This is a genomic window from Clostridia bacterium, assembly GCA_016887505.1.
In the GTDB taxonomy this organism is placed as follows: Bacteria; Bacillota; TC1; order TC1; family UBA5767; genus UBA5767.
In genome coordinates, this window is record CP069393.1 from 315,057 (window position 1) to 341,489 (window position 26,433).

The 26,433-nt window shown below is 40.2% G+C and carries 24 protein-coding genes; all 24 read left to right on the forward strand.

Going from position 1 to position 26,433, the window contains the following annotated elements; all coding sequences use genetic code 11:
• The first annotated feature begins 164 nt into the window (after positions 1–164).
• On the forward strand, positions 165–1,349 hold the full coding sequence (locus tag JR334_01410) for a DUF438 domain-containing protein (GenBank protein QRN85919.1): 1,185 nt from the start codon (positions 165–167) through the stop codon (positions 1,347–1,349).
• Between the two features lie 111 nt (positions 1,350–1,460).
• Positions 1,461–3,428 (forward strand): transketolase, encoded by a 1,968-nt coding sequence (tkt, locus tag JR334_01415; GenBank protein QRN85920.1) that lies wholly within the window; start codon positions 1,461–1,463, stop codon positions 3,426–3,428.
• Positions 3,429–3,781: 353 nt separating this feature from the next.
• A complete protein-coding gene (locus JR334_01420; GenBank protein QRN86828.1) occupies positions 3,782–4,762 on the forward strand; it encodes a sodium:calcium antiporter in 981 nt (326 codons plus the stop codon).
• 185 nt (positions 4,763–4,947) lie between these two features.
• Positions 4,948–5,331 carry a desulfoferrodoxin gene (locus JR334_01425; GenBank protein ID QRN85921.1) on the forward strand — a complete coding sequence of 128 codons (384 nt, stop codon included), beginning with the start codon at positions 4,948–4,950 and terminating at the stop codon, positions 5,329–5,331.
• A gap of 75 nt (positions 5,332–5,406) precedes the next feature.
• The gene (locus tag JR334_01430; protein ID QRN85922.1) at positions 5,407–5,913 is read left to right on the forward strand and encodes a ferritin; all 507 of its coding nucleotides are present in this window, start codon (positions 5,407–5,409) and stop codon (positions 5,911–5,913) included.
• A 15-nt stretch (positions 5,914–5,928) separates the two neighbouring features.
• Positions 5,929–6,750 (forward strand): ZIP family metal transporter, encoded by an 822-nt coding sequence (locus JR334_01435; GenBank protein QRN85923.1) that lies wholly within the window; start codon positions 5,929–5,931, stop codon positions 6,748–6,750.
• A gap of 406 nt (positions 6,751–7,156) precedes the next feature.
• Positions 7,157–8,188, forward strand: coding sequence for a BMP family protein (locus JR334_01440; protein QRN85924.1), 1,032 nt, complete (start codon positions 7,157–7,159; stop codon positions 8,186–8,188).
• Positions 8,189–8,274: 86 nt separating this feature from the next.
• Positions 8,275–9,840 carry an ABC transporter ATP-binding protein gene (locus tag JR334_01445; protein ID QRN85925.1) on the forward strand — a complete coding sequence of 522 codons (1,566 nt, stop codon included), beginning with the start codon at positions 8,275–8,277 and terminating at the stop codon, positions 9,838–9,840.
• Positions 9,818–10,858, forward strand: coding sequence for an ABC transporter permease (locus JR334_01450; protein QRN85926.1), 1,041 nt, complete (start codon positions 9,818–9,820; stop codon positions 10,856–10,858). The genes JR334_01445 and JR334_01450 overlap by 23 nt, the downstream gene beginning before the upstream one ends.
• A 13-nt stretch (positions 10,859–10,871) precedes the next feature.
• A complete protein-coding gene (locus tag JR334_01455) occupies positions 10,872–11,783 on the forward strand; it encodes an ABC transporter permease (protein ID QRN85927.1) in 912 nt (303 codons plus the stop codon).
• A gap of 187 nt (positions 11,784–11,970) precedes the next feature.
• Positions 11,971–12,909 carry a 3-phosphoglycerate dehydrogenase gene (locus tag JR334_01460; protein QRN85928.1) on the forward strand — a complete coding sequence of 313 codons (939 nt, stop codon included), beginning with the start codon at positions 11,971–11,973 and terminating at the stop codon, positions 12,907–12,909.
• Between the two features lie 186 nt (positions 12,910–13,095).
• Positions 13,096–13,770, forward strand: a complete 675-nt coding sequence (locus JR334_01465; protein ID QRN85929.1) for a cobalamin-dependent protein — start codon at positions 13,096–13,098, stop codon at positions 13,768–13,770.
• 18 nt (positions 13,771–13,788) lie between these two features.
• The gene (locus JR334_01470; GenBank protein QRN85930.1) at positions 13,789–15,186 is read left to right on the forward strand and encodes a monomethylamine:corrinoid methyltransferase; all 1,398 of its coding nucleotides are present in this window, start codon (positions 13,789–13,791) and stop codon (positions 15,184–15,186) included.
• 176 nt (positions 15,187–15,362) lie between these two features.
• Complete coding sequence (locus JR334_01475; GenBank protein ID QRN85931.1) at positions 15,363–16,388, forward strand: LacI family DNA-binding transcriptional regulator; 1,026 nt, start codon at positions 15,363–15,365, stop codon at positions 16,386–16,388.
• Between the two features lie 277 nt (positions 16,389–16,665).
• Positions 16,666–17,277, forward strand: a complete 612-nt coding sequence (locus JR334_01480; protein QRN85932.1) for a hypothetical protein — start codon at positions 16,666–16,668, stop codon at positions 17,275–17,277.
• Positions 17,278–17,291: 14 nt separating this feature from the next.
• Positions 17,292–17,429 carry a hypothetical protein gene (locus JR334_01485; protein QRN85933.1) on the forward strand — a complete coding sequence of 46 codons (138 nt, stop codon included), beginning with the start codon at positions 17,292–17,294 and terminating at the stop codon, positions 17,427–17,429.
• Positions 17,430–17,658: 229 nt separating this feature from the next.
• Positions 17,659–18,873, forward strand: coding sequence for an IS256 family transposase (locus JR334_01490; GenBank protein QRN85934.1), 1,215 nt, complete (start codon positions 17,659–17,661; stop codon positions 18,871–18,873).
• Between the two features lie 131 nt (positions 18,874–19,004).
• Complete coding sequence (locus JR334_01495; protein ID QRN85935.1) at positions 19,005–19,772, forward strand: energy-coupling factor transporter transmembrane protein EcfT; 768 nt, start codon at positions 19,005–19,007, stop codon at positions 19,770–19,772.
• A 27-nt stretch (positions 19,773–19,799) separates the two neighbouring features.
• Positions 19,800–20,633, forward strand: coding sequence for an energy-coupling factor ABC transporter ATP-binding protein (locus tag JR334_01500; protein ID QRN85936.1), 834 nt, complete (start codon positions 19,800–19,802; stop codon positions 20,631–20,633).
• 2 nt (positions 20,634–20,635) lie between these two features.
• Positions 20,636–21,538, forward strand: a complete 903-nt coding sequence (locus JR334_01505) for an ATP-binding cassette domain-containing protein (protein QRN85937.1) — start codon at positions 20,636–20,638, stop codon at positions 21,536–21,538.
• Positions 21,528–22,502: an aldo/keto reductase gene (locus tag JR334_01510; protein ID QRN85938.1), complete on the forward strand. Its 975-nt coding sequence runs from the start codon at positions 21,528–21,530 to the stop codon at positions 22,500–22,502. Before JR334_01505 ends, JR334_01510 begins: the two co-directional genes overlap by 11 nt.
• 9 nt (positions 22,503–22,511) lie before the next feature.
• Positions 22,512–23,513 (forward strand): hypothetical protein, encoded by a 1,002-nt coding sequence (locus JR334_01515; protein QRN85939.1) that lies wholly within the window; start codon positions 22,512–22,514, stop codon positions 23,511–23,513.
• A 26-nt stretch (positions 23,514–23,539) separates the two neighbouring features.
• Entirely contained in the window at positions 23,540–24,988 is a 1,449-nt protein-coding gene (locus tag JR334_01520; GenBank protein QRN85940.1) for a hypothetical protein, read from the forward strand.
• An 11-nt stretch (positions 24,989–24,999) separates the two neighbouring features.
• Positions 25,000–26,424, forward strand: coding sequence for an amidohydrolase family protein (locus JR334_01525; protein ID QRN85941.1), 1,425 nt, complete (start codon positions 25,000–25,002; stop codon positions 26,422–26,424).
• Positions 26,425–26,433: the final 9 nt, after the last annotated feature.

Below are 26,433 nucleotides of genomic sequence, written 5' to 3' on the forward strand. Positions count from 1 at the left end.
AGAAGGTGGGTCACGTCTTAGACGTGGCTCACTTTTTGTTTTGTAGTGTAAAATATTTCCATATTTGGTGTCATTGTGGTCAATTCTTATTGCAGGATAATCGTTTTCCGGATAGGATAAAAGTGGTTTAACAAACGATGAAAAGCAAAAATAGGGGGTAAAAAATGGCTGAAATGATGAATGAAGACCGAGTGCAAAGACTTTTAGAACTAGCGATGAAGATACGTAGTGGTCAAGCGGATAAAGAATATATCGAGTCATTTAATGATGATTTAGAACAAGTAGGACCGCAGGAAGTTATGGAAATTGAATTTAGACAATTGAATCAAGGCATCGAATCTACTGAGGTCTTGACCTATTTGGATAAACTAATTCACTTGTTTCATAAAGGTCTAAGCAAGAAAACTTGGAAAGAACCTGAGCCTGGTACCTTTCTAGGAGTTCTCAGGGCTGAAAATGATGAATTAAGAAAGCGGATGCAAGAAATCAAACAAATTTTGAAAAAGAAGAATATTTCAGCAGATAGACCACTTTTAATTGATAAAATAAGCGCTTTGATGGAAATAGAAAAACATTATTTGAAGAAAGAAAACATCCTATTTCCATACATGGAAAAAAAGCAGGACAGATTTCTGGGGCTATCCATAATGTGGGAATTACACGACGTTTCTAAGAAAAGTATTCAGTCAGTTTTGGCCGATCTTAAGGATGGTGATGACCAAAAGCTAAACTCGGATATTGGAAAGATGTTCTTTAACCTGATAGGATTGACGCAGAAAGAGGAATGGATTCTCTTTCCAAGTGCAATTGAGATGTTCACAGAGGAAGAGTTCCAAGAGATGCTCCACCAATCTTTCGAATATGGGTTTTCCTTTATTGAAGCACCTGCAATTATGGAAGAGCTTGAAGCAAAGGAGACGAAGCCATCTTGGACGGAGTGGAGCTACCAAACGGACACGGGTTCGTTAAGCTATGAGCAGTTGACTATGCTACTATCCAATCTTCCTATTGACCTTACGCTAGTAGATGAAAACAATAAGGTGCGCTATTTTTCCAAACCGAAGGAAAGATTTTTCCCAAGATCTGCAGCCGCTATTGGTAGAGATGTAAGTCAGTGCCACCCGCCACAAAGTGTAGGAAAAGTATTGGAAATTTTGGAATCATTTCGTCGTGGCGAAAAGGATATTGCTCGATTTTGGATTCGAATCAAGGGACGCCTTTTGTTAATTCAATATTTTGCGTTAAGGGATACAAAGGGTGATTATAAAGGTGTTTTGGAAGCCAGCCAGGATATTACGGAAATCCAAGAGTTGGAGGGTGAAAGTCGATTGGTTGATTGGAAAAATTAACCTCAGCTTAAACTATAGCTTTCGTGTAAAGATATGATACAATAATGGGGTAATTTTGGGAAACTGATTTATAGAGAAAGGGAGAGAGTAGAATCTCTTTTGGGGTGAATGATGAGTAATAACTATTCGATTAATGCGCTACGTTTGTTGGGAGTAGACATGATCAACAAGGCCAACAGTGGTCATCCGGGTATCGTATTGGATGCAGCACCTATGCTTTATACTTTATACACGGAGCATATGCGCTATAATCCGGTTCAACCGACTTGGTTCAATAGAGACCGCTTTATCATGGCAGCAGGCCATGGTTCTGCCTTATTGTATTCAATGTTGCACCTGAGTGGGCACAATCTGAGTATGCAGGATTTGAAGCAATTCCGTCAATGGGGTTCTAAGACACCAGGACACCCAGAGTTTGGACATACAGAAGGTGTGGATGCAACGAGTGGCCCCTTAGGTCAAGGGATTGCTATGGCCACAGGAATGGCAATTGCAGAGAGCTACCTGTCTGCTAGCTTTAATAAAAAAGAGTTGAATATTATTGATCACTTTACATATGTACTTTGTGGTGATGGAGATCTTCAAGAAGGGGTTACACAAGAAGCCTTCAGTCTTGCAGGTCATCTTGGTCTAGGAAAATTAATTGTGCTTTATGATTCAAATGATATTCAATTGGATGGACCGGTAGAAGCCGCTAACTCTGAACATGTGAAGCAAAAGTACGAGGCGATGAATTGGCAGTATATTTTGGTAGAAGATGGTGAAGATACGGCTAGTATTTCTACTGCTATAGAAGCAGCAAAGGCTAACCCCAATCAACCATGTCTTATCGAGGTTAAAACCATTATTGGATATGGCTCTCCTTTAGCAGGCGACTGTGCCACGCACGGTTCACCTATCGGTGAAGAAGGAACGGTTGAAACCCGTAAGACACTATGTTACGACTATAAGCCATTTGAAATTGCAGATGAAGTTTATACTGATATTCAAAATAAAAATGAAGAGAAGGGTATAAAATCGTACCAACAATGGTTGGATATGTTGGAATCTTATAAAAAACAATACCCTGAAGAATTTGAAATTCTACAAACGGTAATGGGCGAAAGTGAGTTTAAAGTGGATTTGGAAATAGTTTCTGACTATTTGCCTGAAGAAAAGATTGCTACTAGAGCTTCCTCTGGAGAAATCTTGAAAAAGCTGCAGAAACACTATCCTCAGATGATTGGTGGTAGCGCAGACCTTACAAAATCTACCAAAGTGAAAGGCATAGACGGGGATTTCAGTAAGAGCCTTAGAACAGGCCGGAATCTTAATTTTGGTGTACGAGAGCACTCTATGGCGGCCATAAATAATGGCTTGAGCCTACATGGCTTGAAAAGTTTTGTAGGAGGATTTTTCATTTTCAGTGACTATATGAAGCCTGCGATGAGAATGTCTGCCCTTATGGGTCTACCAGCTATCTATGCATTCACACATGACTCAGTAGCGGTGGGTGAAGATGGACCCACCCACGAGCCGGTTGAACAACTGGCTGGTTTACGGGCAGTTCCCAATATGGATGTGATTCGTCCGGCTGATGTGCAAGAAGTGAAAGTAGCCTGGAAGTTGGCGCTTGAATCTAAAGATCATCCTACTTGTTTAATTCTGACTAGACAAGGTGTACCTTTGCTAGCGGGCGTAAATGAAGAAGGTGTGGCAAAAGGTGGATATATTATTGCCAAGGAAGATAAAAAGATAGATGTAATCCTGATTGCTACTGGCAGTGAGGTTGGCTTAGCACTTGAAGCGAAGAAAGCACTTAAAATGAAGAATATTGATGCAAGAGTAGTATCGATGCCTTCATTTAAGCGCTTTAATGAACAGCCAGAGGAATATCGCGAAAGCATCTTGCCATTGGATGTTATGAAACGAGTTTCCATTGAAATGGGCTCATCCTTCGGTTGGACACAATACGTTGGTCTAAAGGGATATTGCATCTCGATAGATACATTTGGTGCTAGTGCTCCAGGTGGTCAAGTAGTATCCAACTATGGTTTCAATGTCGAGAACGTGGTGGATAAAGTTACCAAATATCTATAGCAATAAGAAACGGGCAAATGCCCGTTTTTTTTGTAACCCTGTATTAGCTTACGGCAGACTCCGACGGGAAATGCTTGCCAATGAAAGACGTTTTACGAGCAGTAAGATGGCTCATATGGAATTAGTCCAAGAACTGTGTAATGGCTGCTATTGACTCACCTTGCCGTATAAGCTATACTTCAAGCGTTAGAGGGAGTAACTTTCCAAAGGAATCAAGGCCGTCATGACGGATTAAATCCCGGTCTTGGTGGCAATTATGTCTAGTGAGACTCTACACCCAAGGGTGTAGAGTCTTTTACATCGTAGAGGGAGGATTAATTTTGGAAAAATATATTTTGGACTTGGTCGAAACCATGCCAATGATTGGCCTTATTGGGGTGATTGCAGTATTGTTGTTTATTTTAGCCAAAGGGGCAGACCTGCTAGTGGATGAGGCAGTATCCCTATCAATTCACTGGGGTATTCCCAAGATGGTGGTTGGAGCTACTATTGTATCCTTAGGTACAACCTTGCCTGAAGCGACGATATCTGTTCTAGCTGCGGTCAATGGGAATCCAGATCTAGCACTAGGCAATGCCATAGGTTCCATCATTGCTGATACCGGCTTGATACTGGGATTAGCTGCTATGATTGGACCTCTCGCGGTAGATCCGAAAACCATCAATCGACAAGGTCGACTCCAGGTCATGGCCGTAGTGTTGTTGGCCATCGTAAGCTTGCCATTCTTTTCAGAAGGCCTAACCCATGGAACCATTTATCAATGGATGGGTATTGCTTTTCTCGTTTTACTAGTTGGCTACATCTACCTATCAATGCGTTGGGCCGTGACATCTGGTGTAGATGAGGGTGTGGTGCTCGAGGAGAAAAAACGTCCACTTTGGGAACAAGTGGGAAAACTAGTAACTGGTATTGCTTTGGTTATTCTGTCTTCACGCGTTCTAATTCCCACCGTTGAAACGCTGGCAATCAATGTAGGAATTCCGCAAGGAGTAATAGCAGCGACCTTGGTGGCATTTGGAACTAGCTTGCCTGAGCTGGTGACTGCGATTACAGCGGTGCGTAAGGGGCATGGTGAATTGGCAGTGGGAAATATTATAGGAGCTGATATTCTGAATGTGTTATTTGTAGTAGGAAGTGCAGCCGCAGTTACTTCCCAAGGCCTTGATGTTCCATTGGCATTTTACAAATTGCAGATCCCAGCGATGATATTAATAGTCGGATTTTTCCGCATCGTAGCTAAAAATGCTTATCAGGTTATCAACCGGTTTGAAGGCTTCGTTTTGTTCTTGTTATATGGCATATATCTATTTCTTAATTTTGTCCCAATGTGGTAGTAAATGACTAGAATGTCACCTTGAATTGGACTATTATGTGAATGCAGTGGCTATTATTATTTTCTAAAATTAAAAGAAAAAAATGGTATTACTTGATTTGGTATATACATGAAATTTATTTGACAGGCCTTGTGTTGAAAGTGGTATAGTATAGTTAGATTACAAGTATAGAAAGGATGGAAAAGATGGCAGCAAAACTAGGTATTTACAAATGCGAGCATTGTGGAAATATTGTAGAGGTTTTCGTAGAAGGTGCAGCACCAATTGTGTGTTGTGGTGAAAACATGATTTTCATGGAAGAAAAGACTGCGGACCATTCTACTGAGAAACACGTACCATTCATCGAAGAGACGGAATCCGGCTATACGGTGAGGGTAGGTGAGAATGCAGCCCATCCGATGACTGAAGAACACTATATCCAATGGATTGAACTTCTAGTCGGTGATTATGTGCTTAGGAAAGAACTTAAGCCAGGGGATGAACCAGCTGCAGAATTTTTCTGTTCTCATAACGACTCAGCTGTGGCTCGAGAATATTGCAATGTGCACGGTCACTGGAAAAGCGAGTAACCAGTGATTTACATGTAGCTGTTTGCGGATGGGCCAATATATTGGCCCATCCTTTTAAAAGAAAGGATGAAAAAAATGTTAAACCTAAAAGTAGAAGAAAGTATCAACGATCAGATTAATGCAGAATTATTTTCTGCCTATCTTTATTTGTCTATGAGTGCCTATCTTGAATCAGAAAATTTACCTGGTTTTGCCAGCTGGATGCGTGTTCAATTCCAAGAGGAACAAGCACATGCAATGAAGTTTTTTGACTATGTAAATGAACGTGGTGGAAAAGTGACTTTGGAAGCTATTGAAGCACCACAAACTGAGTGGGCTTCTGTAGTTGAAATTTTCGAACATACATTGAGCCATGAACGTATGGTAACAGAACGCATAAACCATCTGATGGATGTTGCGTTGGAAGAACGCGACTATGCAACAGAATCATTTTTACGTTGGTATATTGATGAGCAGGTTGAGGAAGAGGCTTCTGCTGAAGCTATTCTTAGTCAACTTGAAAGACTTGAAGGTCATGGCAACGGTATGATTATGTTGGACCGTGAACTGGGAACTAGGGTGTTTACACCGATTGCTGAATAGTGAGGTGAGTGTCTAATGCTGCAGTGGCTAGCACAGTTTCCGCCGGTAGGACAAGCTCTTTTAGGAACGTTATTCACTTGGGGGTTAACCGCCTTGGGTGCAGCAATGGTATTTTTCTTCAAAACCATCAAGAAAAGGGCTTTGGATGGAATGTTGGGATTTGCAGCTGGCGTGATGATTGCTGCGAGTTTCTGGTCCTTGCTTGCTCCTGCGATTGACCTTGCTGAGAGGATGGGTTATATTCCGTGGTTGATAGTCGCTGCTGGATTTTTAAGTGGCGGAGGTTTCCTCTGGATCGTTGATAGATTGCTACCCCATATTCATCCCGGCTTGGGGGCAGGAAACACAGACCAGAAAGAAGGACCTAAAACCACATGGCATAGAAGTATTCTTCTTGTTCTGGCCATTACCTTGCACAATATTCCAGAGGGATTAGCTGTCGGCGTTGCCTTTGGTGCAGTGGCATATAATTTACCAGCAGCATCTTTGGCTGGTGCCGTAGTGTTGGCTCTAGGAATTGGAATTCAGAACTTCCCGGAGGGGGCAGCGGTCTCCATTCCTCTAAGACGAGAAGGATTCAGTAGGAAAAAGAGTTTCTTTTATGGTCAAGCGTCTGGCATCGTAGAACCCATATCTGGGGTAATAGGTGCAATGCTTGTCGTAAGCATGAGAGCTATTTTACCGTTTGCCTTGGCTTTTGCGGCGGGTGCCATGATTTATGTGGTAGCGGAGGAACTAATACCTGAGGCTCAAAATGATCGTGAGAGCGATATCGCGACGATTGGAGTAATGGTAGGCTTTGCAGTCATGATGATATTGGATGTGGCATTAGGCTAGATAAAATATTTGTTTCATATTAAATTGAATTGAGTAAATGATAAAGGTCAGGCAACTTAGTGTTGTCTGGCTTTTTTGCTAGCGTAGCGACCTTGGGTTATTAGTCCCATGCAGTACGCGCATGGAGGAATACTGCGCATTTGGATATATTGTAGGAATGCAATCAGAAAGAAAGTTATATGCAAAATCCTTGTAAAGTTGATTTGTTGACAGAGAAATTTAATGAAATGTTTCATATTGATGCAGGAGAATTGATAAATATATCGAAATATAATTCTATAGTCAGAAATGCAAACGATTGCATAAATTAAAAACCTTGTAAAAAAAGGAATAAAACGCTAGAAGAACAAACGTTTGCAAAATTATGATGAATACTGTTGCTATTTTGATGTGCGGGAGGAAGATTATGAGAAAAATGAAATGGGTTGTAGCATTGATGCTTGTATTGACAATGGTTTCTTCAATTGTCGGATGTGCGAGTGAAGAAGAGCCTCAAGTTGAACCTGAAGAAAATGGAACAGAAGAACCTGCAATGGAATCGTTAAAAGTGGCATTGCTTTTGGATGGCAACATTAACGATGGTGGATGGAATCAGCTGCCCTATGAAGGCTTATTGAAGGCTGAAACAGAATTGGGAATTGAAGGAGACTTCACCGAACTGATTCCCCAAAATGAAGTAGCTACAATCATGAGAGATTACGCAAACAAGGGATACGACTTAATCATCGCCAACGGATATACATTTACCGATGCATTGAATGAAATCTCCGAAGAATATCCGGACATTATGTTTGTTGGTATGAACATACCCAATGCCGGACCAAATCTGTCAACTGCTAGAATCGAGTATGGTACGAGCGGATATTTGGCTGCTATGGCATCGGCAAAGATGACGAAAACGAATAAGGTCGGCATAATTAGTGCAGTGGAATCCCCTCAGATGCAGGCTGATCTCAATAATATGATGCGAGCATATGATGAACTTGGTACTGGAATTGAAATTAAATCGGTATACACCGGTGATTGGGCTGATGTGAATAAAGCCAAACAGGCTGCTGTTTCTTTGGCTGATGAAGGTGTGGATGTAATTATCAACAGAATTGATGGAGCAACGCAGGCGGTCGCTGACGTGGCGAGAGAAAAGGATGCTAAAGTAATCGGTTGGTCTGGAGATGAAGCACCATTGGATCCGGATATGATTGCTACCAGTCTAGTGATTCGTAATGACATAGTACTATATGCCACGATTGAAAAAATTATGAATGACGGTTACACTCCTGGTGAATCCGTTCAGTTGGGCATTGAAACTGGAGCCGTGGGTTATGGTTCATTCGGCAACGTACTTAGCGAAGAGGATGTAGCAGAGTTAATGGGTATCCAAGATGATATCATGAATGGCATCATTGTATTGGATACTTCAGTAGAAGGCTGGGACTAGTGAAATGGGGGCTCTGGCAGGAAACCCGGAGCCCTGTTTCTTGCATTTATATCTAAGTATATTTGTCAGTAGTAGTGGAGATTATAATGGAAAAACTTGTAGTTAAAAACCTTAGTAAGAGTTTTGGAAGTGTGAAAGCGAATCAACACGTTGACCTTACTGTGGAGAGTGGCGAGGTCCATGCTATACTAGGCGAAAATGGAGCCGGAAAAACTACATTGATGAAATGTATCTATGGTTTACACAAGATTGATGAAGGCGAGATATACTATGAAGGCGAAAGTATGGAGAATCATTCTGTAAGTGATTCGATTAAGAAAGGCATAGGTATGGTGCATCAGCATTTTATGCTGGTTCACAATATGAATGCTGCAGAAAATGTCATGATTGGCTTAGAGGATATCGGTAAGGTGTTCATTAATCAGAAAAGCGTTGAAGCTAGGTTATCCGAAATCATGGACAAGTACCATCTGCATGTAGATATGAACTGTCAAATTCAGAATATGTCAGTGGGGGCTCAACAGAGAGTGGAAATTCTCAAGGCCTTGTATAGGCAGAGCAGCTTGCTGATTCTTGATGAACCAACTGCTGTCTTGACCCCGCAGGAGATTGAAGATCTCTTTCGGTTTATTGAAGAATACATCAGGCAAGACAATTCTGTTGTGTTGATAACGCATAAATTAGATGAAATTATGAAAATTGCTGACCGTATTACAGTGATGCGTGCCGGTGTTAAAACAGGAACATTTCGTAAAACAGATATAAAAGATAAAAAAGAACTTGCGGAGAAAATGATGGGTGAAAGCATAGAATGGGACATAAAACGCAAGGTGAATACAGAAGGACTAGAAAAAGTACTTGAGGTAAAGAACCTAGTCGTTCGGGATAATCGGGGACTTAATGCTTTAAATGGAGTAAGCTTTGATCTGCATAAGGGTGAAATTCTTGGTGTGGCTGGTGTGTCAGGCAATGGTCAAACAGAATTGGCAGAGGCACTGGCAGGACTAAGGCCAATTCATGAAGGTGAAATTTTCTATGACGGTGAGAATATTGCAAACATGAGTCCTAGAAAAATTCAGGAGATGCAGATTCGATATATCCCTGAGGACCGACATCGTGTTGGATTGATTTTGGATTATTCACTACGTGATAATTATATGTTGGGTAAATTTTATGCTGAACCAAGTAGCCATGGTTTGAGACTGGACCATAAATACAACAATGATATGTCTGAAAAATTGTTGAAAGAGTACAATGTTATGGCGACCGATATATGGCAGAAGGCACGTACTTTATCCGGTGGCAACCAGCAGAAAATTATTCTTGGAAGGGAATTGTCAGCTGAACCCCGGATTTTAATTTCTACACAGGCGACGCGTGGCTTGGATATTGCATCGACCATATTTGTGCAGCAATGCATCATGGAGCAGAAAGAGAAGGGTACTGGCATTCTCTATATATCCACAGAATTGGATGAAATCATGGAAATATGCGACCGTGTAGTTGTATTTTATGAAGGCAGAATAATCAAGACTTTCATGACAGGAGAACTCGACAAGTGGCAGATTGGTTTGCTGATGGCAGGTAATAAAGACCATCAGTCAATGAGTTGCAAGAGGGAAAAAGGAAATGAAAATACTCGAGAAGTTTAAACTTAAGGGCTTAGCAAGTCTGGTTTTCCCAATATTGTCCATACTGTTAGGACTGTTTGGAGCGGGCATAGTAATCGCCTTGATGGGTGTAAATCCTATCTTGGCCTATAAGGAAATGCTAAGCGGTTCTTTGGGATCTTTCTATGGTCTATCTACCACTTTGCTACGATTCACGCCACTTGCCTTTGCGGGTCTAGCCGTGACGTTGGCCTTTAGAGCAGGGGTATTCAACATAGGAGTTGAAGGACAACTTTACATGGGGGCACTTTTTGCTACTTGGGTAGGCACTTCTTTTGCATTCTTACCAGCCATAATCCATATGCCATTAGCACTATTAGTAGGTGGCTTGGCAGGCGGATTCTGGGGATTCATACCAGGCTATTTTAAGGTGAAATACAATCTAAATGTTATTCTCGTATCCATATTTCTTAATTTTGTTGCTATTAATTTGTTGGGCGCAGCAGTGTCTAGCGTGCTAAAGGCACCAGGACAAGGGATAACGTGGAGTGCCAAAATACTGGATAGTGCTGAATTGCCATATTTTCCGGGAACAACGTTACATGTCGGTATTTTGCTGATATTCATATTGGGATTCCTGTTACACTACATAATGAAAAATACCACCATTGGCTATGAAATCGATGCGGTTGGCCTTAATGAGGATGCCTCCCAGTATGGAGGAATTAATGGCAAGAAAGTCATCATGTTGGCCATGTTTTTTAGTGGTTTTATCGCATCCTTTTCAGGGAGCGTTGAGATTTTGGGTATACAACATAGGCTTACAGAAAACTTTTTAATTGACTATGGATATAATGCCATACCGGTTGCTTTACTGGGCGGGTTACATCCCATAGGGACCCTGATATCTGCTTTCCTTTATGGAGCCATTATTAATGGATCAAGCTCTATGCAGATTACCATGGGAGTTCCAGTTTCCATTGTTAAGATTATCATGGCTCTCGCCATCCTTGGTTCAATTGGCATGAATGGTGTGAGAAAAATAGTATCTAACAGATAACGAGGAGAAGAAGATGGAGTTATTTATCGTATCGGGCTTGATATTAACGATACCGATCCTTCTAGCATCAATGGGCGACCTGTATGCTGAAAAAAGTGGGGTACTAAATCTGGGGATTGAAGCCACGATGCTTATGGGGGCTTATTTTTCCTATCATTTCGCATATTTTCTAGATAGCGCAGCGAAGGGAATTTTTGTTGCTCTCGGTATCGGAGTTTTGATTGCGTTAATCAATGGTCTTTTTTTGGTTACACTCAAGGTGGACCAAGTTGTTTATGGTGTAGGAATTAATATGTTGGCAGCTGGCCTGACCAGCACCTTATTTAGAAAATCGTTTGCCATCGGCAGTGGCTATGAAAAATGCCCGTTATTACCGAAGATACAAATAGAGGCTTTAAACGGAATTCCATATATAGGAAGCATATTCAACAATCAGAATATATTGTTCTACCTAGCCATAATTATGGTTGTCGTAACCATAATTGTATTGAAAAAGACGAAAGCAGGACTCGTCATTAGAGCAGTTGGCGATAATCCGCACGCTGCCGACTCTCTGGGAGTCAGCGTGGTCAAGGTTCGTTATCTATGTATATTGGTAAGCACCTTGTTTGGAGTGTTAGGTGGAAGTGCTCTGACCGTTGGAGATTTGAGATTCTTCCAGGATGGAATGACAGCTGGTCGTGGTTATATCGCTTTGGCTACAATCATATTTGGACGTTTCAGTCCATTGGGGGTTTTGATGGGTGCATTGCTTTTTGGTATGGCAGATGCCTTGCAATTAAAAATGCAGGTACTCGGTTCACAAATCCCTTATCAGTTGTATATCATGATGCCCTATGTAGTTACACTGGTTGCGTTGTTTATTGTAGGCTCATCGATTGCCCCAAAATATCAAGGCAAACCCTTCTATAGAGACCGAGATTAGTTGGAGGGGTAAAGAAGTGTTGCTTTTTGTTATTACATATAATGGAATACAAACGTTTGAATTTGCGAATTGGTAGCGCGTTTGAATTATTACTGTGAATATCTACAGTCGTATTGGATAAGAGAGTAGAGTGCTTTTTTCAGATCTGATAGGACTGAGAATATTAAAATCTGAGGAGGACGAGTTTATGAAAAGAGTATTGATTGCAAATGGTGAAGACTTGAAAATATCCATTACATGGTCGCCATTGGACAAGATTTTGCAAGAGAAATTGCAGGCTGTTGGGTATAGCGCAGATATTGAGTCATTTTCTGACAAAGAACTGAAAGATTCAATAAATGGGTATGATGTTCTTGTGGTTGGCGAAAGTTTAAAAGTTGATAAAGAAGTCATCGAGGCAAGCAACCTTAAAATGATTGTTAAAGCTGGTCGCTTTTTTAACAATATTGACATCGATGCTGCTAAAGCCAAAGGAATTATTGTAAAAAACACTCCAGAGTGTAGCCGAAATGCCATAGCAGAATTGATTCTAGGACATATCGTATCGGTTTCTAGGTTCTTTTTCAAGACCTTTAAAAATATGCCAGAAGGAATATGGGATCAGGCTTCTTGCACAGGTATTGAATTAAGCAATAGGACATTGGGACTTGTTGGATTTGATAAAACTGCACAAATACTAGCTAAAAAGGCCGCAGCTCTAGGAATGAAAGTGAGATATTGGGATATAAATGGCAAAGCAGAAGGCTTTGACGAATACGAATATAGAGAATTCAATGCATTAATTTCTGATTCTACTTATCTTTCCTTGCATGCAGAATATGACCCTGCAAAAGGCTATATTATGGGTGAAAAAGAATTATTTAGCATGGAAAAAGGTGGAAACCTATTCAATTGTACTGACGGTAGATTGGTTGATGAAAAAGCCTTGCTAAAAGCCTTAGGTGCTACTATGGCAGATATGCATTTGTTCGGAGCTGCCCTTGATGTATTTGAACAGGAACCGACTACTAATGCAGAATTAATGGCACATAGTAGAGTTTCTTTGACTCCGCATATTGGAGATTCTACATATGAGGCGAATACTGCAAGAGTTGATGAAATTGTTGATATAATCCAAAAAAATTGAGCTAGTAGAGGAATATGATTTTTTTCACAATTGATGGAATTTGAAGCAATGGTGAATTAAATTAAAAAATTTTAGAAGAATAGAAGGAATTTCTCTATAGATGTAGAAATGTAAAAATACAAACGTTTGCAATATTTTTTTAGAAATGTATACAAACGTTTGCAATTTATGACAAGGAGAATGGTTATGGAAGTACTGGAGAAAATTGCTCAAGTTATCTACGAGGGGGACACGGAAAAAACTATTGAGTACGCAAAACAAGCAGTCGCAGAAGGATTAGATCCCAATGTCATAATAAATGACGGAGGTGTTAAAGGCCTTGATAAACTTGGCGAGGACTTTGACAATTTGGAAGTCTTTTTGCCGGAGCTTATGCTGGGTGCTGAGTCAATGAAAGCCTTGATTGCTGAGATGGCTCCATTGCTCGAAGCTCAAGGAGAAAGCGCGTACAAAGGTACCGTTGTAATAGGATGTGCAAAAGGTGACCTGCATGATATTGGGATGAATCTTGTTGCAACACAGCTAGCAATTAATGGTTTTAAAATCTTCAATATGGGCACGGATGTAGGTGTTGGTGAGTATATTGATAAAGCCAAAGAAGTGGATGCAAATATCATTGCGGTATCATCTTTAATGACTACTAGCGCATATTACCAAGAGGAACTGGTATCTAGACTATCGGTTGAAGGCTTAAGAGATAAATATAAAGTGGTTGTTGGAGGAGGTCCCATTACTCCTACCTGGACTAAGAAAATTGGAGCGGATGGATATTCACGGACTTCAAACTTAGCAGTCGATTTATGTATCGATTTGGTTGGAACAGATGCCAATACTCAACAAGAACCGTTGATTTACGAATAGGCCAAAAGGAGAAAATAGATGAGTCATTCAATAAAAGAACTAATCAAATATATGGACCGAGGAAAAAGAGGAAGAAGAGTACCTGAAAGGGAATGGGATAATGTAATAGTTCCGCAGACTCTTAATGAAGTAGCCAAAAAATATGGTTTGCTTAAAACTTGCGATTTAAAGAATCCTGTAAACATGGATCTTGAACTTGCGGATACATTTTATAAGGCTGGTAAGGAAGTAGCTCTTAGATTGGGTCTATATAATACCGATACAGAAACCATAACTACGATTACTGAAGAAGAATTGGAAGCTAGCCTCAAAGCGGCTCCCTCCAAATTGGTCCTTGGAAAAGGCCTTAATGAGGTAGTAATTGAAGCTAGAAAACCTGAAGATGGTGTTTCTCCAGCTTTTGGTGGACCTCTATCTATCCAAATGAATGAAGAATACTATGTTCCGCTCATTTCAGAAACTTTAAAAAGTAGACTTGTAGATGTTCATGAAGGACCATCTTTGGATACAATTTATGGATCACCATTGTTGGCCAATACGCCTTATGAGACTGCGGCCTCATTCTACGAGATGGAAATGCGTAAAAAGGCACAGTACTTAGCCGGCAGACAAGGGATGCCCAATATGTTGGTATCTAGCTCTAGCACAGAATACGGAAATTTGGCGACATTTGCTATGTGGGAACAACCTCAAATAGCTTTGGTACTGATCCCATCTTCCTTAAAAACTAACTATTGTTCTTTACATAAATGTGTTCAAACGTTAGCGGTAGGCGGATATATTGAGTCTGGTTCACCTAACATGATTGGTGGTTTCACAGGTGGCCCCGAAACTACAGCACTTTCAAATATCGCGGACGATTTATTGCAGTATTCAATTCACCAAGCCCATATGTCAGGTGCGCCATGCTACGACATCAGATATTCTGGCAACTGTGACCGTCATGCGTTATGGTCACAAAGTATTTCAACTCAAGCAATAGCTCGTAATACTCACTTGATTATGCTTAAAACCATTAACCAAGTAGCAGGCCCATGTACTGAAATGTTTTATAAAGAATCAATAGTTGGATTTGCAGCGAATTCAGCATCAGGATTAACCTATACCATTGGACCAAGATCTGCCGGTGGAAAGTATAAGAATCACTTAACACCTCTTGATATTTGGTTTGCAGCAGCTTGTCATAAAGCTGGAGGCAAGATTACGCTTAAAAAGGCCAATGAAATTGCAAACACGTTGATTCCTGAGTACGAAAAATGGCACAAGGAAGATCCACCAGCAGGCAGACCTATCAACGAACTATATGATATGGATACAATGATACCTATTCCAGAGCACAAAGAAATGTACCTGCGGATGAGAAAATTGTCAGCTGAACTTGGAATGCCGTTGCCATCTGATGGTATCTACGATTGATAAGAAATAAGTTTATATAGAGAGAACGTCGGCCTTTTGTAAATGTGCTGCTCCTTGAATACTCCTATAAAGCTAACAGGAGGCCGATTTTTCTAGTAATAGTATGAGTAGCCGAATGGGATTATAAATAAAACTGAATGGATTGTATGTTTTGCTCAGTTGGAAAGAGGAGTCGCATGAAGCAGAAGGAACAACTTATCACCATTTCGGATATTGCAAACATGGCAGGTCTGAACCCTTCAACCGTTTCAAGAGTAATTAATCATCCAGAAATGGTTAAAGATGAAACCAAAAAGCGTGTGCAGGCTCTTCTCATTGAACATAACTATCAACCTAACTTGCTTGCGCGAAGTTTGCAGACCAAAAAAAGCGGTATGATCGCTCTGGTAGTTCCTAACTTTACCAACTTGTCTTTTACCAAATTTGCTAGAGGAGCCCAGGTTGGGTTGCAGGAAAAAGGATATACTATGTTGACCTTTAGTACTCATGAAAGTGAGGAATGGGAAAAGCGTATCCTAAGTGATATTGCAAGATTGAGACTTGATGGAGCAATTATCATGTCGACTACCGACCAACTTCCATTCATGGATATTATTCCACAGACTACAAAAATTGTTTTGATAGATCGAGATGCTTCAAAGGAAGGAATTGATTCCCTTTACTTTGATTACGTACAAGCCTTTGACACACTAATAAAATACTTGAAAAATAGAAATCATAAAAAAATCGCATTGCTTATGGGTGGGCGAAAATCATATACAGGGAAAATCCGTGAGAAAGTATATCGTAATGCGATGAAGAAATATGGTTTAGATGTAAAGGATGACTTCATCAAAGAAGCTTTATGGAGTGCTGCAGAAGGATGGAAAGCATGTAATAGTTTAATGCAACAACCGGAAAAGCCGACGGCTATCATTGCCGCTACAGACTCTATTGCTTTTGGTGTGATGGGTTACTTGGAAAATATCAATTATAGAATACCGGAACAAATTTCAGTAATAGGTTTTAACGATGAGCCTTTAAGTAACTATCTTTATCCAAGGCTGTCAACTATGGCTTGTGATCAATATGATCTGGGATTAGATGCTGCACTTACGATGGTTTCCAGAATTGAGGGAACGCAAACAGGTGTGGTAAAACGTTCATATAAAATGCATTTAATTGAAAGAAATACAATAGGATACGCAAACATAAGTGAATAGCAAATAAAGCACAGATTCAATTTAACGAAAGGAGGGAATACTAAGGCGGGCATGACGCAGTACAATTTTGGAAGGGTAGTCTAACGTAATAGAATGGTGCAAAGATGCAATACGCGTGTTTTTGCCAATCTAAAGGAGACCCAGATATCTTGTACTATCAGGATGATTGCCACAAATGATTCTTGTGCCACACAATTGACCCAAATTCTGAGCTGCATAAAGCACGAATGCAAACGTTTGCGAACGATGATGTTTTCAATTTTGAAAGGAGAAAATTATGGGTGATAATGAAGTTCGAGTGCGAGAAGCCATTCATAAACCATCAACTATTCATATCATGACAGCGGCGGTTTGGGCAGGTATTATTGCAGTTTTACAGGTTATATCTATGTTAGGATTCTCAATTTCTGCTGTTATCGTATCTTTGAATGTGGCTGTTAGCCTTTATGCTGTATCAGGATTATGGTTCGGTGTTTGGGGAATTCTAGGAGCATGTGTCGGAATGATTATTGGGAATACCATTGGTGGCTTGCCAATATCAATCGTACTACTATTTCAATTAGCAACAATTTTTGAAATTGCGGTTCCGATGATTGCATTCAGATGGTTTGGTTGCGACCCAAGATTAAGAGACTTGAAAAGCTGGGTAGTATGGATAATATCTGCATCAATTATCGCAAGTGGTATATCCAGTATTTTCAGCGCCTGGTATGTAGTACTAGGTCAAGCAGCTCCTGAGTTTTGGTTATATGCAATCCTTCCTGGGTGGTTCGCTGGTTCAGCCATTGGTCGAGCTGTTTTAGGTGGCCTAGCATTGGTGGTCCTAACTCCATTTATTCAACGCTTTAGAGGCTATGTTCCAAATGAGAAGGATCGTTGGATCGCTTAAGAGAGGAGAAAACAATGAGTACAGAACAAGAATTAGCAAAGAAGCAACAATTAAAATGGGCAAAAATTATTAAAACTTATGTCGTGCTATATTGTTTGTTATCTGCTGGCCTTTTGATTTATGCATTGAGAATGGTGGCTTCAGTTAATTAGCTATTAATGTTATCCGGAGGAGGTGGTGGAAATCCACCATTTCCTCCAAAAATATAGGGGGTATTACACAACATGGCTACTAAGGTTATGACAGCTGAAGAAAAGAGTTCATATAAAAAGACCATTTTCGGTTATACACCAAAGTGGACTGTTTTCGAGGGTGTAAAATAATTGGTGTAAACTCCTGAGATTGTATAAACTAAATCTATCTTCAAGGAGGAACACTATAATGGCCCAGAAAAAACTCATCGACAAACAACTGATCCGCGAACTCATGAAAGAAGGCGAGCTTAAGGATGTCAAAGACATCCAGTCCCTACTAAAAGCACAGTTCAAAGACATCATGCAAGAAATGCTGGAAGCTGAACTGGATCATGAACTCGGATATAGCAAGTATGACTATAAGAACAAGGATACTACAAACAGCCGTAACGGCATTCGTTCTAAAAAGGTTCGTTCCGATTATGGAGAAATGGAAATTGACATACCTAGAGACCGTAATGGGGATTTTGAACCTGTAATCATTAAGAAAAACCAACGTGATGTTTCAAGTATTGATGACCAGGTCATAAGCATGTATGCCAAAGGGATGACTGTCAGAGACATTCAGGATCATCTACATAACCTTTACGGAATTGATGTATCACCAACCATGATTTCACAGATTACTGAGAAAATATTACCTGTAATAAAGGAATGGCAGCAACGCCCACTACAAGAGGTTTATGCCCACCTAATCATGGATGCCATCCACTACAAAGTCCGTCAGGATGGAAAGATAGTCAACAAAGCAGTCTACATCATACTAGGTATTGATTTGGACGGTAAAAAGGACGTTGTAGGTATGTGGGTCGGAGAAAATGAGACCAGTAAATTTTGGCTTAAAGTGTTAACTGATTTGCAGCATCGTGGTGTTAAGGATGTGCTGATAGTGTCTATCGATGGACTGAATGGCTTTAAAGAAGCAATACAGGCTGTTTATCCAGACACCAGAATTCAGCGGTGCATCGTTCATATGATTCGCAATTCAACGAAATACCTGTCCTGGAAGGACCGTAAAGCATTCGTCAATGATCTTAAACCAATCTACAAAGCAATCAACGAAGATTCCGCTTTGAACGCTCTACAAGATTTAGAAGACAAGTGGGGCGAGAAGTATTATATCGCGGTAAAACCTTGGAAAGACAACTGGGATGAAGTAGCAACAATGTTCGAGTATCCGGCTGAAATCAGAAGGATGATATACACAACAAACGCCATCGAAAGCTTTAACCGCCAGCTACGCAAAGTCACGAAATCCAAGAGTGTGTTTCCAACCGATGATGCCCTGTTGAAAATGCTGTATCTGGCAATGATTGATATAACCAAGAAATGGACTATGAGGACTCGGGACTGGGGTAAAATTATTAATCAGCTAGCAATTCACTTCGAGGGACGTATTTGACCTTCCACGAATTGAGTTAAGAAAAATCTTTAAGGAAGTTTACACCAATTTCTTGACAGACTCCTGTTTTCTCTAATTTACACCCACTTGCAAGGATGAGTCTGATTCTGGTATTTAATATACCGTTTCTGATGGCTAATCCAATTATTAATATTTTCTTTTTGGTTATGGTATTGGCACTTTATCGAATAGCAAAAGTACCGAAAGCATATTTTATGAAGTTCTTGCCATTTGGCATAACGCTAACTTTCTTCCTATTTCTAACCTATGCATTTTTTCCATCTATTTATATAGATCCACCATATAAATATAACTTAATTACTATTGGCGCATTCACATATCATTTCGAAAATCTCATCGTTTCAATTGCTATGTGGCTCCGTTGGATGCCAGCAATTTTTGGAGCGTTGTTTGTATTTGCGATTATTGATGAAAAAGATATCAACATCGCACTAAAAACACTACGCGTACCATTCTTTTTAAGACTTGTTATTGCGACCGGACTAAGATGCTTTTTTTCTTTTTACTATGATGCAATGCAAATCCTGGAAGCACAGAAGGCCAGAGGCCTAGACTTCATGAATATGAATATCTTTCGAAGACTCAAGTATTATATCGCTATCTTGGTACCACTAGTTATGATCGAGATGCAAAAAGCAGATTCTATGTCTGATGCAGCCGATTCACGTGGTTATGTTCCCTTTGATGAAGGAACTGGTGAAAAGATTGAAAGAACAGAATTTATCGGAAGAGATGTAGTCATGGAAGCAAAGGATAAAGTGGTATTGATCGGTGCAATTTTACTATTTGTCGTGTTCATTGGCTTGAATGCTATTCCTGAAACTTCCGCAGTCTTACAATGGGTGCCGTCATCCATGAGCGAATTGATAAGCCTTTAGTAATCATAGAAAAATGGGAGGAAAATAATGGATAATGCCTATATAAGCGTTCAGGATGTACAGTTTGTTTATCCTGATGGTACACAAGCTTTATTTGGAACATCGATGGATATAGGGCAGGGAGAGATGCTATCCATCATTGGACAGAATGGTTCAGGAAAGACTACTGTAGTTAAACTTTTTAACGGGATTCTAAAACCTACAACAGGTAAGGTTATCGTAGATGGTAAGGAAACAAAAGATGAATCTACAGCAGTTTTGGCGCAGAAAGTTGGTTATGTTTACCAAAATCCAAGTCTACAATTATTTCGTAGAAGTGTAAGAGATGAAGTAGCTTTTGGACTACGCCTTCTTAAGAAAGATGAAGAAGAAGTAAACAAAATAGTGGAAGAATCACTACGAATGATTGATATGTGGGATAAGGCAGATGAATATCCATTTTTGTTGACTATGGGAGAAAAGCAAAGGGTTGCCATCGCAGCGGTGTTAGCTTTGGGACCTGAGGTGCTTATCGTAGATGAACCTACAACAGGCCAGGATTTCAAACGTGCCTACCAGTTTCTACAACTATTTGAAAAATTAAACAGAGAACATAATAAGACAATTATTTTCATTACCCATGAGATGCGTTTTTCAGCTGAATTTGCTAGAAGAACCATCGTGATGGCTAACGGAAAAGTAATACTAGATGATGAAACTTCAAAGGTATTTAACAATATACCAAAACTAGAGGAAGCATTTGTTACCCCTCCGGAAATTGTTCTTTTGGCTTCAAAATTGAATAATGAAGGATTTAATAAAGAAATTATGACAGTTAAAGGTTTGAATAAAGAATTCAAATTAGCAATGGGAAGGAGGTAAAAATGGGAAATCAAATGATTAGTTTCCAAAACTTCTCCTGGACCTATGAAGGTTATGAAAAGAAGGCCCTGAATGATATCACACTGGAAGTGGGAAAAGGTGAGTTCATTGGGATAATGGGTCAAAATGATTCAGGAAAAACAACTTTATGTCGTGCCATAAATGGATTGATTCCTCATCGCTTCAAAGGAGATCTTGGCGGGAATGTAATTTTAGCAGGTCAGTATGATTCTTTTGACACTGATTTAGCAACTCTAGCCCAAAAGGTTGGTATGGTGGGATCAGATCCTAGTGCACAGTTTCTAAGAGGTACCGTAGAAGAAGAAATTGTTTTTGTAGCTGAAAATATGGGACTTAACGTAAGCGAAATTGAGGAAAGATTGAAGAACGTGCTGAGGACTGTAAATGTAAGTGATGAGTTTTTACAGAAGGCACCAACAGACCTTTCAGGTGGACAAAAACAGCGGGTAGCTATAGCTGCAGCTCTAATGGCAAGACCTGAGATTATTGTATTAGATGAACCGACTTCGCAGGTTGACCCAATGGGAAAACAAGAAATTATTGAAGTTGTTGAAAAATTAAGAAAAGAACATGACATGACTGTTGTATTGGTCGAGCACAGATCTAATGAAATTTTAGAATATGCTGATCACGTAGCATTAGTGCACAATGGCGATTTAATAATGCATGAACCGCCCAAAATATTTTTCCGTCAAGTGAATAAGTTACTCGAATACGGTGTTTACCCGCCGCAGATTGCACAGTTTGGCAACGATGTAATCAGGGATCCGGATTTTGCTTATCTTGGATTTACCAATGATGATATTCCGCTAACTGTTGATGAAGGCTATGATTTCATATTAAACGCGCTGAAGAGAAGGGAGAAAAAAAATGTTGTATCGTGATTTAGGAAAAACTGGATTAAAGGTTTCTGCATTAGGTTTTGGTGGCTGGGGAATTGGTGGCTGGAAGGGTGCTGAAGACTCTGAATCAATTCGTTCTATTGAAATGGCCATAGATGCTGGAGTAAATTTCTTTGACTCTGCACTTGGCTATGGTGATGGACATAGTGAAGAATTGATTGGTAAGGTTATTGGCTCTAAAGCTGATCGTGATAAATTTGTGGTTACATCTAAGATTCCACCTAACAACTGGGTATTTCCACAAGAGCCAGGCACTCCAATTAAAGAATCATATTCCAAGGAATGGATTATTGAATGCACCGAAAAAAGTCTTAAAAACTATGGCTTGGATTATATAGACATACAACAATTTCATGTCTGGATCAATGATTGGCAAGGAGATGCTGAGTGGATTGATACTTTTGAACAGTTGAAGAAGGAAGGGAAAATCCGTTTCGTAGGACCTTCAATCAATTTCCCCTATTCTGAGGCAGACAATGGTATTGAATCAATGAAACAAGGAGAATTTGATACAGTTCAGGTTGTACATAACATTTTCCAACAAGAAGCAGAAAAAGATATTTTTGTTACTGCTGCGGATAAAGGTGTAGGAATTATTACCAGATGTCCTTTGGACGAAGGTGCACTAAGTGGAAAAATTAATTCAAGCACAGTATTTCCTGAGGAAAGCTTTTTAGGTAGTTATTTTAAAGATGACAGACCACAGATTGTCGAAAAAAAGATTGCTGAAATGAAATGGTTAATTGACGAAGGATTTGTAGAGAATATGGCCGAAGCTGCCATTAGATATTGCATCAGTTTCCCAGTAGTTTCTAGCATTATTGTTGGTATGAGAAGTTCAAAACATACTGAAACAAACTGTAAGGCTATAGCGAAGGGTCCACTACCAGAAGAAGCTGTAAAACGTCTGAAAAATCATGCGTTTGATCACAACTGGTGGATATAGGAGAAAACAATGAATTCTCGTGAAATCATTATGGGTATACTGGATGGCAGTGTTGCTGGACCAGTGCCATGGGTAGAAATAGAAACTAGAGATGAATTAATTGCGAGAACTTATGGCCTAAAAGATGATGCTGTTGATTGGCCTACACGAGTGAGATATGCAAAAGAATTTGGGCAAGATGCCGTTGGGTTTTCACATTGGGAACGATTTGGTTGCGATGTTATCAACAATGGAGATGTGTTGGGATTTTCTGCCAGAATAAAAGACCAGAATGATATGGATAAATTCCTTATGCCGAAAGATATTGATAAAGAACGGTTAATTGAGAATGTTAAAAAAGCGAAGGAAGCTATCGGCGATTCTGGGTTAGCTTTATTTGTAGCTCATCTCCTTTGTCTTGATCCTGTAAGCATGGACATGGGATTCGAAAATTTTTGTGTAAGTTTATACACGAATTTGGATTTTGTTAAAGAACTCATGGAGCGTTATGTGGAGTATTACTCTAAGCTTGATGAATTATATAGTTCGCTTCCAGAAATAGATTTTATATGGATAGGCGAAGATATTGCATTTAACAGTGGTACCTACATTCGACCAGAAATGTTTATGGAAATTGTTTACCCCTACTTCAAGCAGATTACATCTCACATAAAAAAGCCTTGGATCTATCATAGCGATGGAAACTATGCTGCAGTTTTAGATGACTTGCTAAAGCTAGGAATGAGTGCAATTCATCCGATGCAACCGGAAGCGATGGATATTCGAGAGGTGAAAAGGAACTACGGAGATCGGGTTGCCTTAGTTGGCAATGTAAATCTGAATACTTTGAGCCTTAGCAGCGAAGCGGATGTCGAAGAAGAAGTGCGAGGACTGATGGATGATCTGCATAAGGGAGGCAATTATATGCTATCTAGCAGTAACTCTTTGGCAGCATGGTTAAAGCCTGATAATGTGATTGCTATGGGTCGTGCAAAGCGTGAATGGAATAGAGAACATGGTTGGGAATTTTAGACGATACATACAGGGGAGGTAAAAGAGTGAAATCTGCATATTGTTTGAATTTTGATTTAGGAACTTCTTCCCTCAAAGCAGTCTTATACGATATAGACGGTGAAATACGATACAAGGATTCCGTTGAATACGAATATGAGACACCACAAAGGGGTTGGGCAGAGTTTGATCCTAAAAATTGGGATGAAGCTCTTTGGACATTATTGCAACGTGTAGGGAAAAAATACTCCTTAGCAAAACTAAGAGGAATGAGTTTCACAGGGCAGATGCACTCCTTTGTAATGCTGGATGAGAACAACCAAGTACTTAAGCCATGTATACTTTGGCTTGACCGTAGAGCACAGGAAGAGACTAGTATTCTAGAAAAGAAACTCAAATTACCATCCTACATGCTGAATAGTACGTATTCATTACCTAAAATGTATTGGCTCAGTAGGCATCTGCCAGAAATAGTCAATGAAGTGGATTGCATTTTATGGCCTAAAGACTACATTCGTTTTAAATTGACAGGCCTGAAAGCGACAGAATCGACTGAAGGATTGGGTGCAGGTATCTTGAACTGGGATACTGGAGAGTTTGATGCTGACCGATTAAAAGCGATTGACTGGAATCCTAACGTATTACCTAACGTTTTAAAGGATGGGGAGGATGCTGGAAATATTTTGCCTGAAATCGCAGAAAAGTATGGCATTAACCCTGAGGTTAGAATTTTTGCAGGAGCTGGTGATATTTTAGCTTTGCTAGGTGGGGCTCCACATAAGAAAGGTAGACTTGTATATTCGTTCGGATCTTCTTCTATGTTTTTTGCTGAACTTGGTAAAGACGACCAGCCAGAAAACAAGGAACTATATAAGGTTGAAATGTTTGGCAGTAAGTTATACGGAGGTGTTTCCTCTACTACGGGTGCCTCACTGATGTGGGCTTTTGAAAATATTTGGGAAAAGAAAACTGACTTCCCAGGTATGATCGATGCAGCCCAGACCATCGGACCCGGTTCAGACGGATTGGTATTTATCCCTTATTTATCTGGGGAAAGAAGTCCATATTGGAGCGATAGTATCCGCGCAGGATTCTATGGCCTCGAGTTGGCCCATAAAAAAGAGCACCTGCTGAAAGCAGTTCTGGAGGGTATTTGTTTCAGTCTGCGGCAAGCAATTGAGATTTATGAACGCAACGGAATTGAGATTAATGAAATTGCCGTTGCAGCAGGAGGTGTGAGAATCAAGGGCTTTGTGCAAATGGTTGCTGATATCTGTCAGGTAAAAGTGAGCGTATACTCGGCACAAGAGACTGTAACCAATGTTCTGTTCGCTATGGCGAAAAGTGAATTGGAAGGTCAACCATTTAAATCAATACTTGCAGAAAGTTTCCAGAATGTTGAAACCGTTGAGCAAAACAGTGCAATGGTTTCAGAGTATGAAGAAGCATACCAGACATTTTTATCCTTCTCAAAGTATGCTTTTTTAAAGAAGTAGGAAGGAGAAAAATGGACATAAACCAAATTGTTGAAGACTCGTCAAAATATGAAAAAGGAAGTGTACATGATTTAGTCGTCCGCAATGCCTTGGTACTTCCAATGACAGATAATGAGACATGGTTTAGAGGAAGCGTGGCAGTTGATGGCGGTGAAATCACATCGATTTTGCCCGATGCTGAAGGCATTAGGCTAGACGCTAAAAAGGTTATCGATGCGAATGGTATGGCTCTTTTACCGGGCTTTGTGAATACACATTTTCACTTTACCCAGAATTTTCTGAAAGGGTCTAGGGATGATTTGGATCTGCTCGATTGGATCGACCAGGTTAGTTTTCCTCGCATCAAGCACATCGTTTCACAGTACCGTAAGGGGGATTACGGTTACCATCACCATTCGGTGATGCATGCTGGAATTGACCTGATTCGTTCAGGCATTACAACAACCATAAATATGGAATGGGCTACTCCTGTAGAAATCCTCAAGTCCTACAAGAAGCTGGGAATCAAAGTGATAAATGGATTGACTCTGACCGACAACTGTGACTGGACGCCTAAAGAGGCGGTACTAAGCTGGGAGCAGTACTTTGATTTATCCAAGGCGCTAATTGAAGGTTGCAAGGGTGATGAGCAGCTCTCCTTTGCTTATGCGGTTGCCTGCCCGAACTCCAATACAAAAGAAATGTTGCAACGGACGCGTCAAGAGGCATATGACAACAAGGCCAAGGTGCACATCCATCTGGCGGAAACCAAGTATGAGTTCGATAAGTATATGGAGCTATATGGGAAAAGTCCTACCCAGTTTCTGGAAGATATGAATTTCTGGGATAGTGATGTATGGGCTGCTCATAGCATCTGGCTTACTGACGAGGATATAAAGATCCTCCACAGTCATGATGTGGGAATAGCTCACAATCCAAAATGTAATATGAAAATTGCTGATGGCGCTGCCCCGATAGCCAAAATGCTGGATCTCGGTATGGATGTAGGTTTGGGTATAGATAGTTGTGCTGTTAGCGACAATACAGATTTCTTCGAAGCCATGCGTGCCTTCGTATTCCTGCAGAGGGTAACAACTTTAGATCCTAAAATTGTGCTGGGACGTGATGCATTGGCAATGGCTACTAGGCTGGGCGCACGCGCCATGAACATGGGGGATCGTATCGGAACTCTAGAAGAGGGTAAGGATGCAGACATGATTCTTGTGAACCTAAGAGACGTGAATATAAGACCCTTAAACAACATTTTCAACAATATCGTCTTTGCGGCCAACAGCCATAACATCAAGACGGTGATTGCAAGGGGTAATATCCTCATGGAAGATGGTGTAATCACTTGCCTAGATGAAGAAAAAGAACTTGCAGAAGCGGAGGAGTTTGTTTACAAGGCTTTGCGTGATAATGGCATGGAATTGCCAGATTATTTTACGAACAATTAATTAGACCAA

Excerpts from the sequence above, each read along its gene's own strand:
- JR334_01410 (QRN85919.1), top strand. The coding sequence starts at position 165 with ATGGCTGAAATGATGAATGAAGACCGAGTGCAAAGACTTTTAGAACTA.
- tkt (QRN85920.1), top strand. The coding sequence starts at position 1,461 with ATGAGTAATAACTATTCGATTAATGCGCTACGTTTGTTGGGAGTAGAC.
- JR334_01420 (QRN86828.1), top strand. The coding sequence starts at position 3,782 with ATGCCAATGATTGGCCTTATTGGGGTGATTGCAGTATTGTTGTTTATT.
- JR334_01425 (QRN85921.1), top strand. The coding sequence starts at position 4,948 with ATGGCAGCAAAACTAGGTATTTACAAATGCGAGCATTGTGGAAATATT.
- JR334_01430 (QRN85922.1), top strand. The coding sequence starts at position 5,407 with ATGTTAAACCTAAAAGTAGAAGAAAGTATCAACGATCAGATTAATGCA.
- JR334_01435 (QRN85923.1), top strand. The coding sequence starts at position 5,929 with ATGCTGCAGTGGCTAGCACAGTTTCCGCCGGTAGGACAAGCTCTTTTA.
- JR334_01440 (QRN85924.1), top strand. The coding sequence starts at position 7,157 with ATGAGAAAAATGAAATGGGTTGTAGCATTGATGCTTGTATTGACAATG.
- JR334_01445 (QRN85925.1), top strand. The coding sequence starts at position 8,275 with ATGGAAAAACTTGTAGTTAAAAACCTTAGTAAGAGTTTTGGAAGTGTG.
- JR334_01450 (QRN85926.1), top strand. The coding sequence starts at position 9,818 with ATGAAAATACTCGAGAAGTTTAAACTTAAGGGCTTAGCAAGTCTGGTT.
- JR334_01455 (QRN85927.1), top strand. The coding sequence starts at position 10,872 with ATGGAGTTATTTATCGTATCGGGCTTGATATTAACGATACCGATCCTT.
- JR334_01460 (QRN85928.1), top strand. The coding sequence starts at position 11,971 with ATGAAAAGAGTATTGATTGCAAATGGTGAAGACTTGAAAATATCCATT.
- JR334_01465 (QRN85929.1), top strand. The coding sequence starts at position 13,096 with ATGGAAGTACTGGAGAAAATTGCTCAAGTTATCTACGAGGGGGACACG.
- JR334_01470 (QRN85930.1), top strand. The coding sequence starts at position 13,789 with ATGAGTCATTCAATAAAAGAACTAATCAAATATATGGACCGAGGAAAA.
- JR334_01475 (QRN85931.1), top strand. The coding sequence starts at position 15,363 with ATGAAGCAGAAGGAACAACTTATCACCATTTCGGATATTGCAAACATG.
- JR334_01480 (QRN85932.1), top strand. The coding sequence starts at position 16,666 with ATGGGTGATAATGAAGTTCGAGTGCGAGAAGCCATTCATAAACCATCA.
- JR334_01485 (QRN85933.1), top strand. The coding sequence starts at position 17,292 with ATGAGTACAGAACAAGAATTAGCAAAGAAGCAACAATTAAAATGGGCA.
- JR334_01490 (QRN85934.1), top strand. The coding sequence starts at position 17,659 with ATGGCCCAGAAAAAACTCATCGACAAACAACTGATCCGCGAACTCATG.
- JR334_01495 (QRN85935.1), top strand. The coding sequence starts at position 19,005 with ATGGCTAATCCAATTATTAATATTTTCTTTTTGGTTATGGTATTGGCA.
- JR334_01500 (QRN85936.1), top strand. The coding sequence starts at position 19,800 with ATGGATAATGCCTATATAAGCGTTCAGGATGTACAGTTTGTTTATCCT.
- JR334_01505 (QRN85937.1), top strand. The coding sequence starts at position 20,636 with ATGGGAAATCAAATGATTAGTTTCCAAAACTTCTCCTGGACCTATGAA.
- JR334_01515 (QRN85939.1), top strand. The coding sequence starts at position 22,512 with ATGAATTCTCGTGAAATCATTATGGGTATACTGGATGGCAGTGTTGCT.
- JR334_01525 (QRN85941.1), top strand. The coding sequence starts at position 25,000 with ATGGACATAAACCAAATTGTTGAAGACTCGTCAAAATATGAAAAAGGA.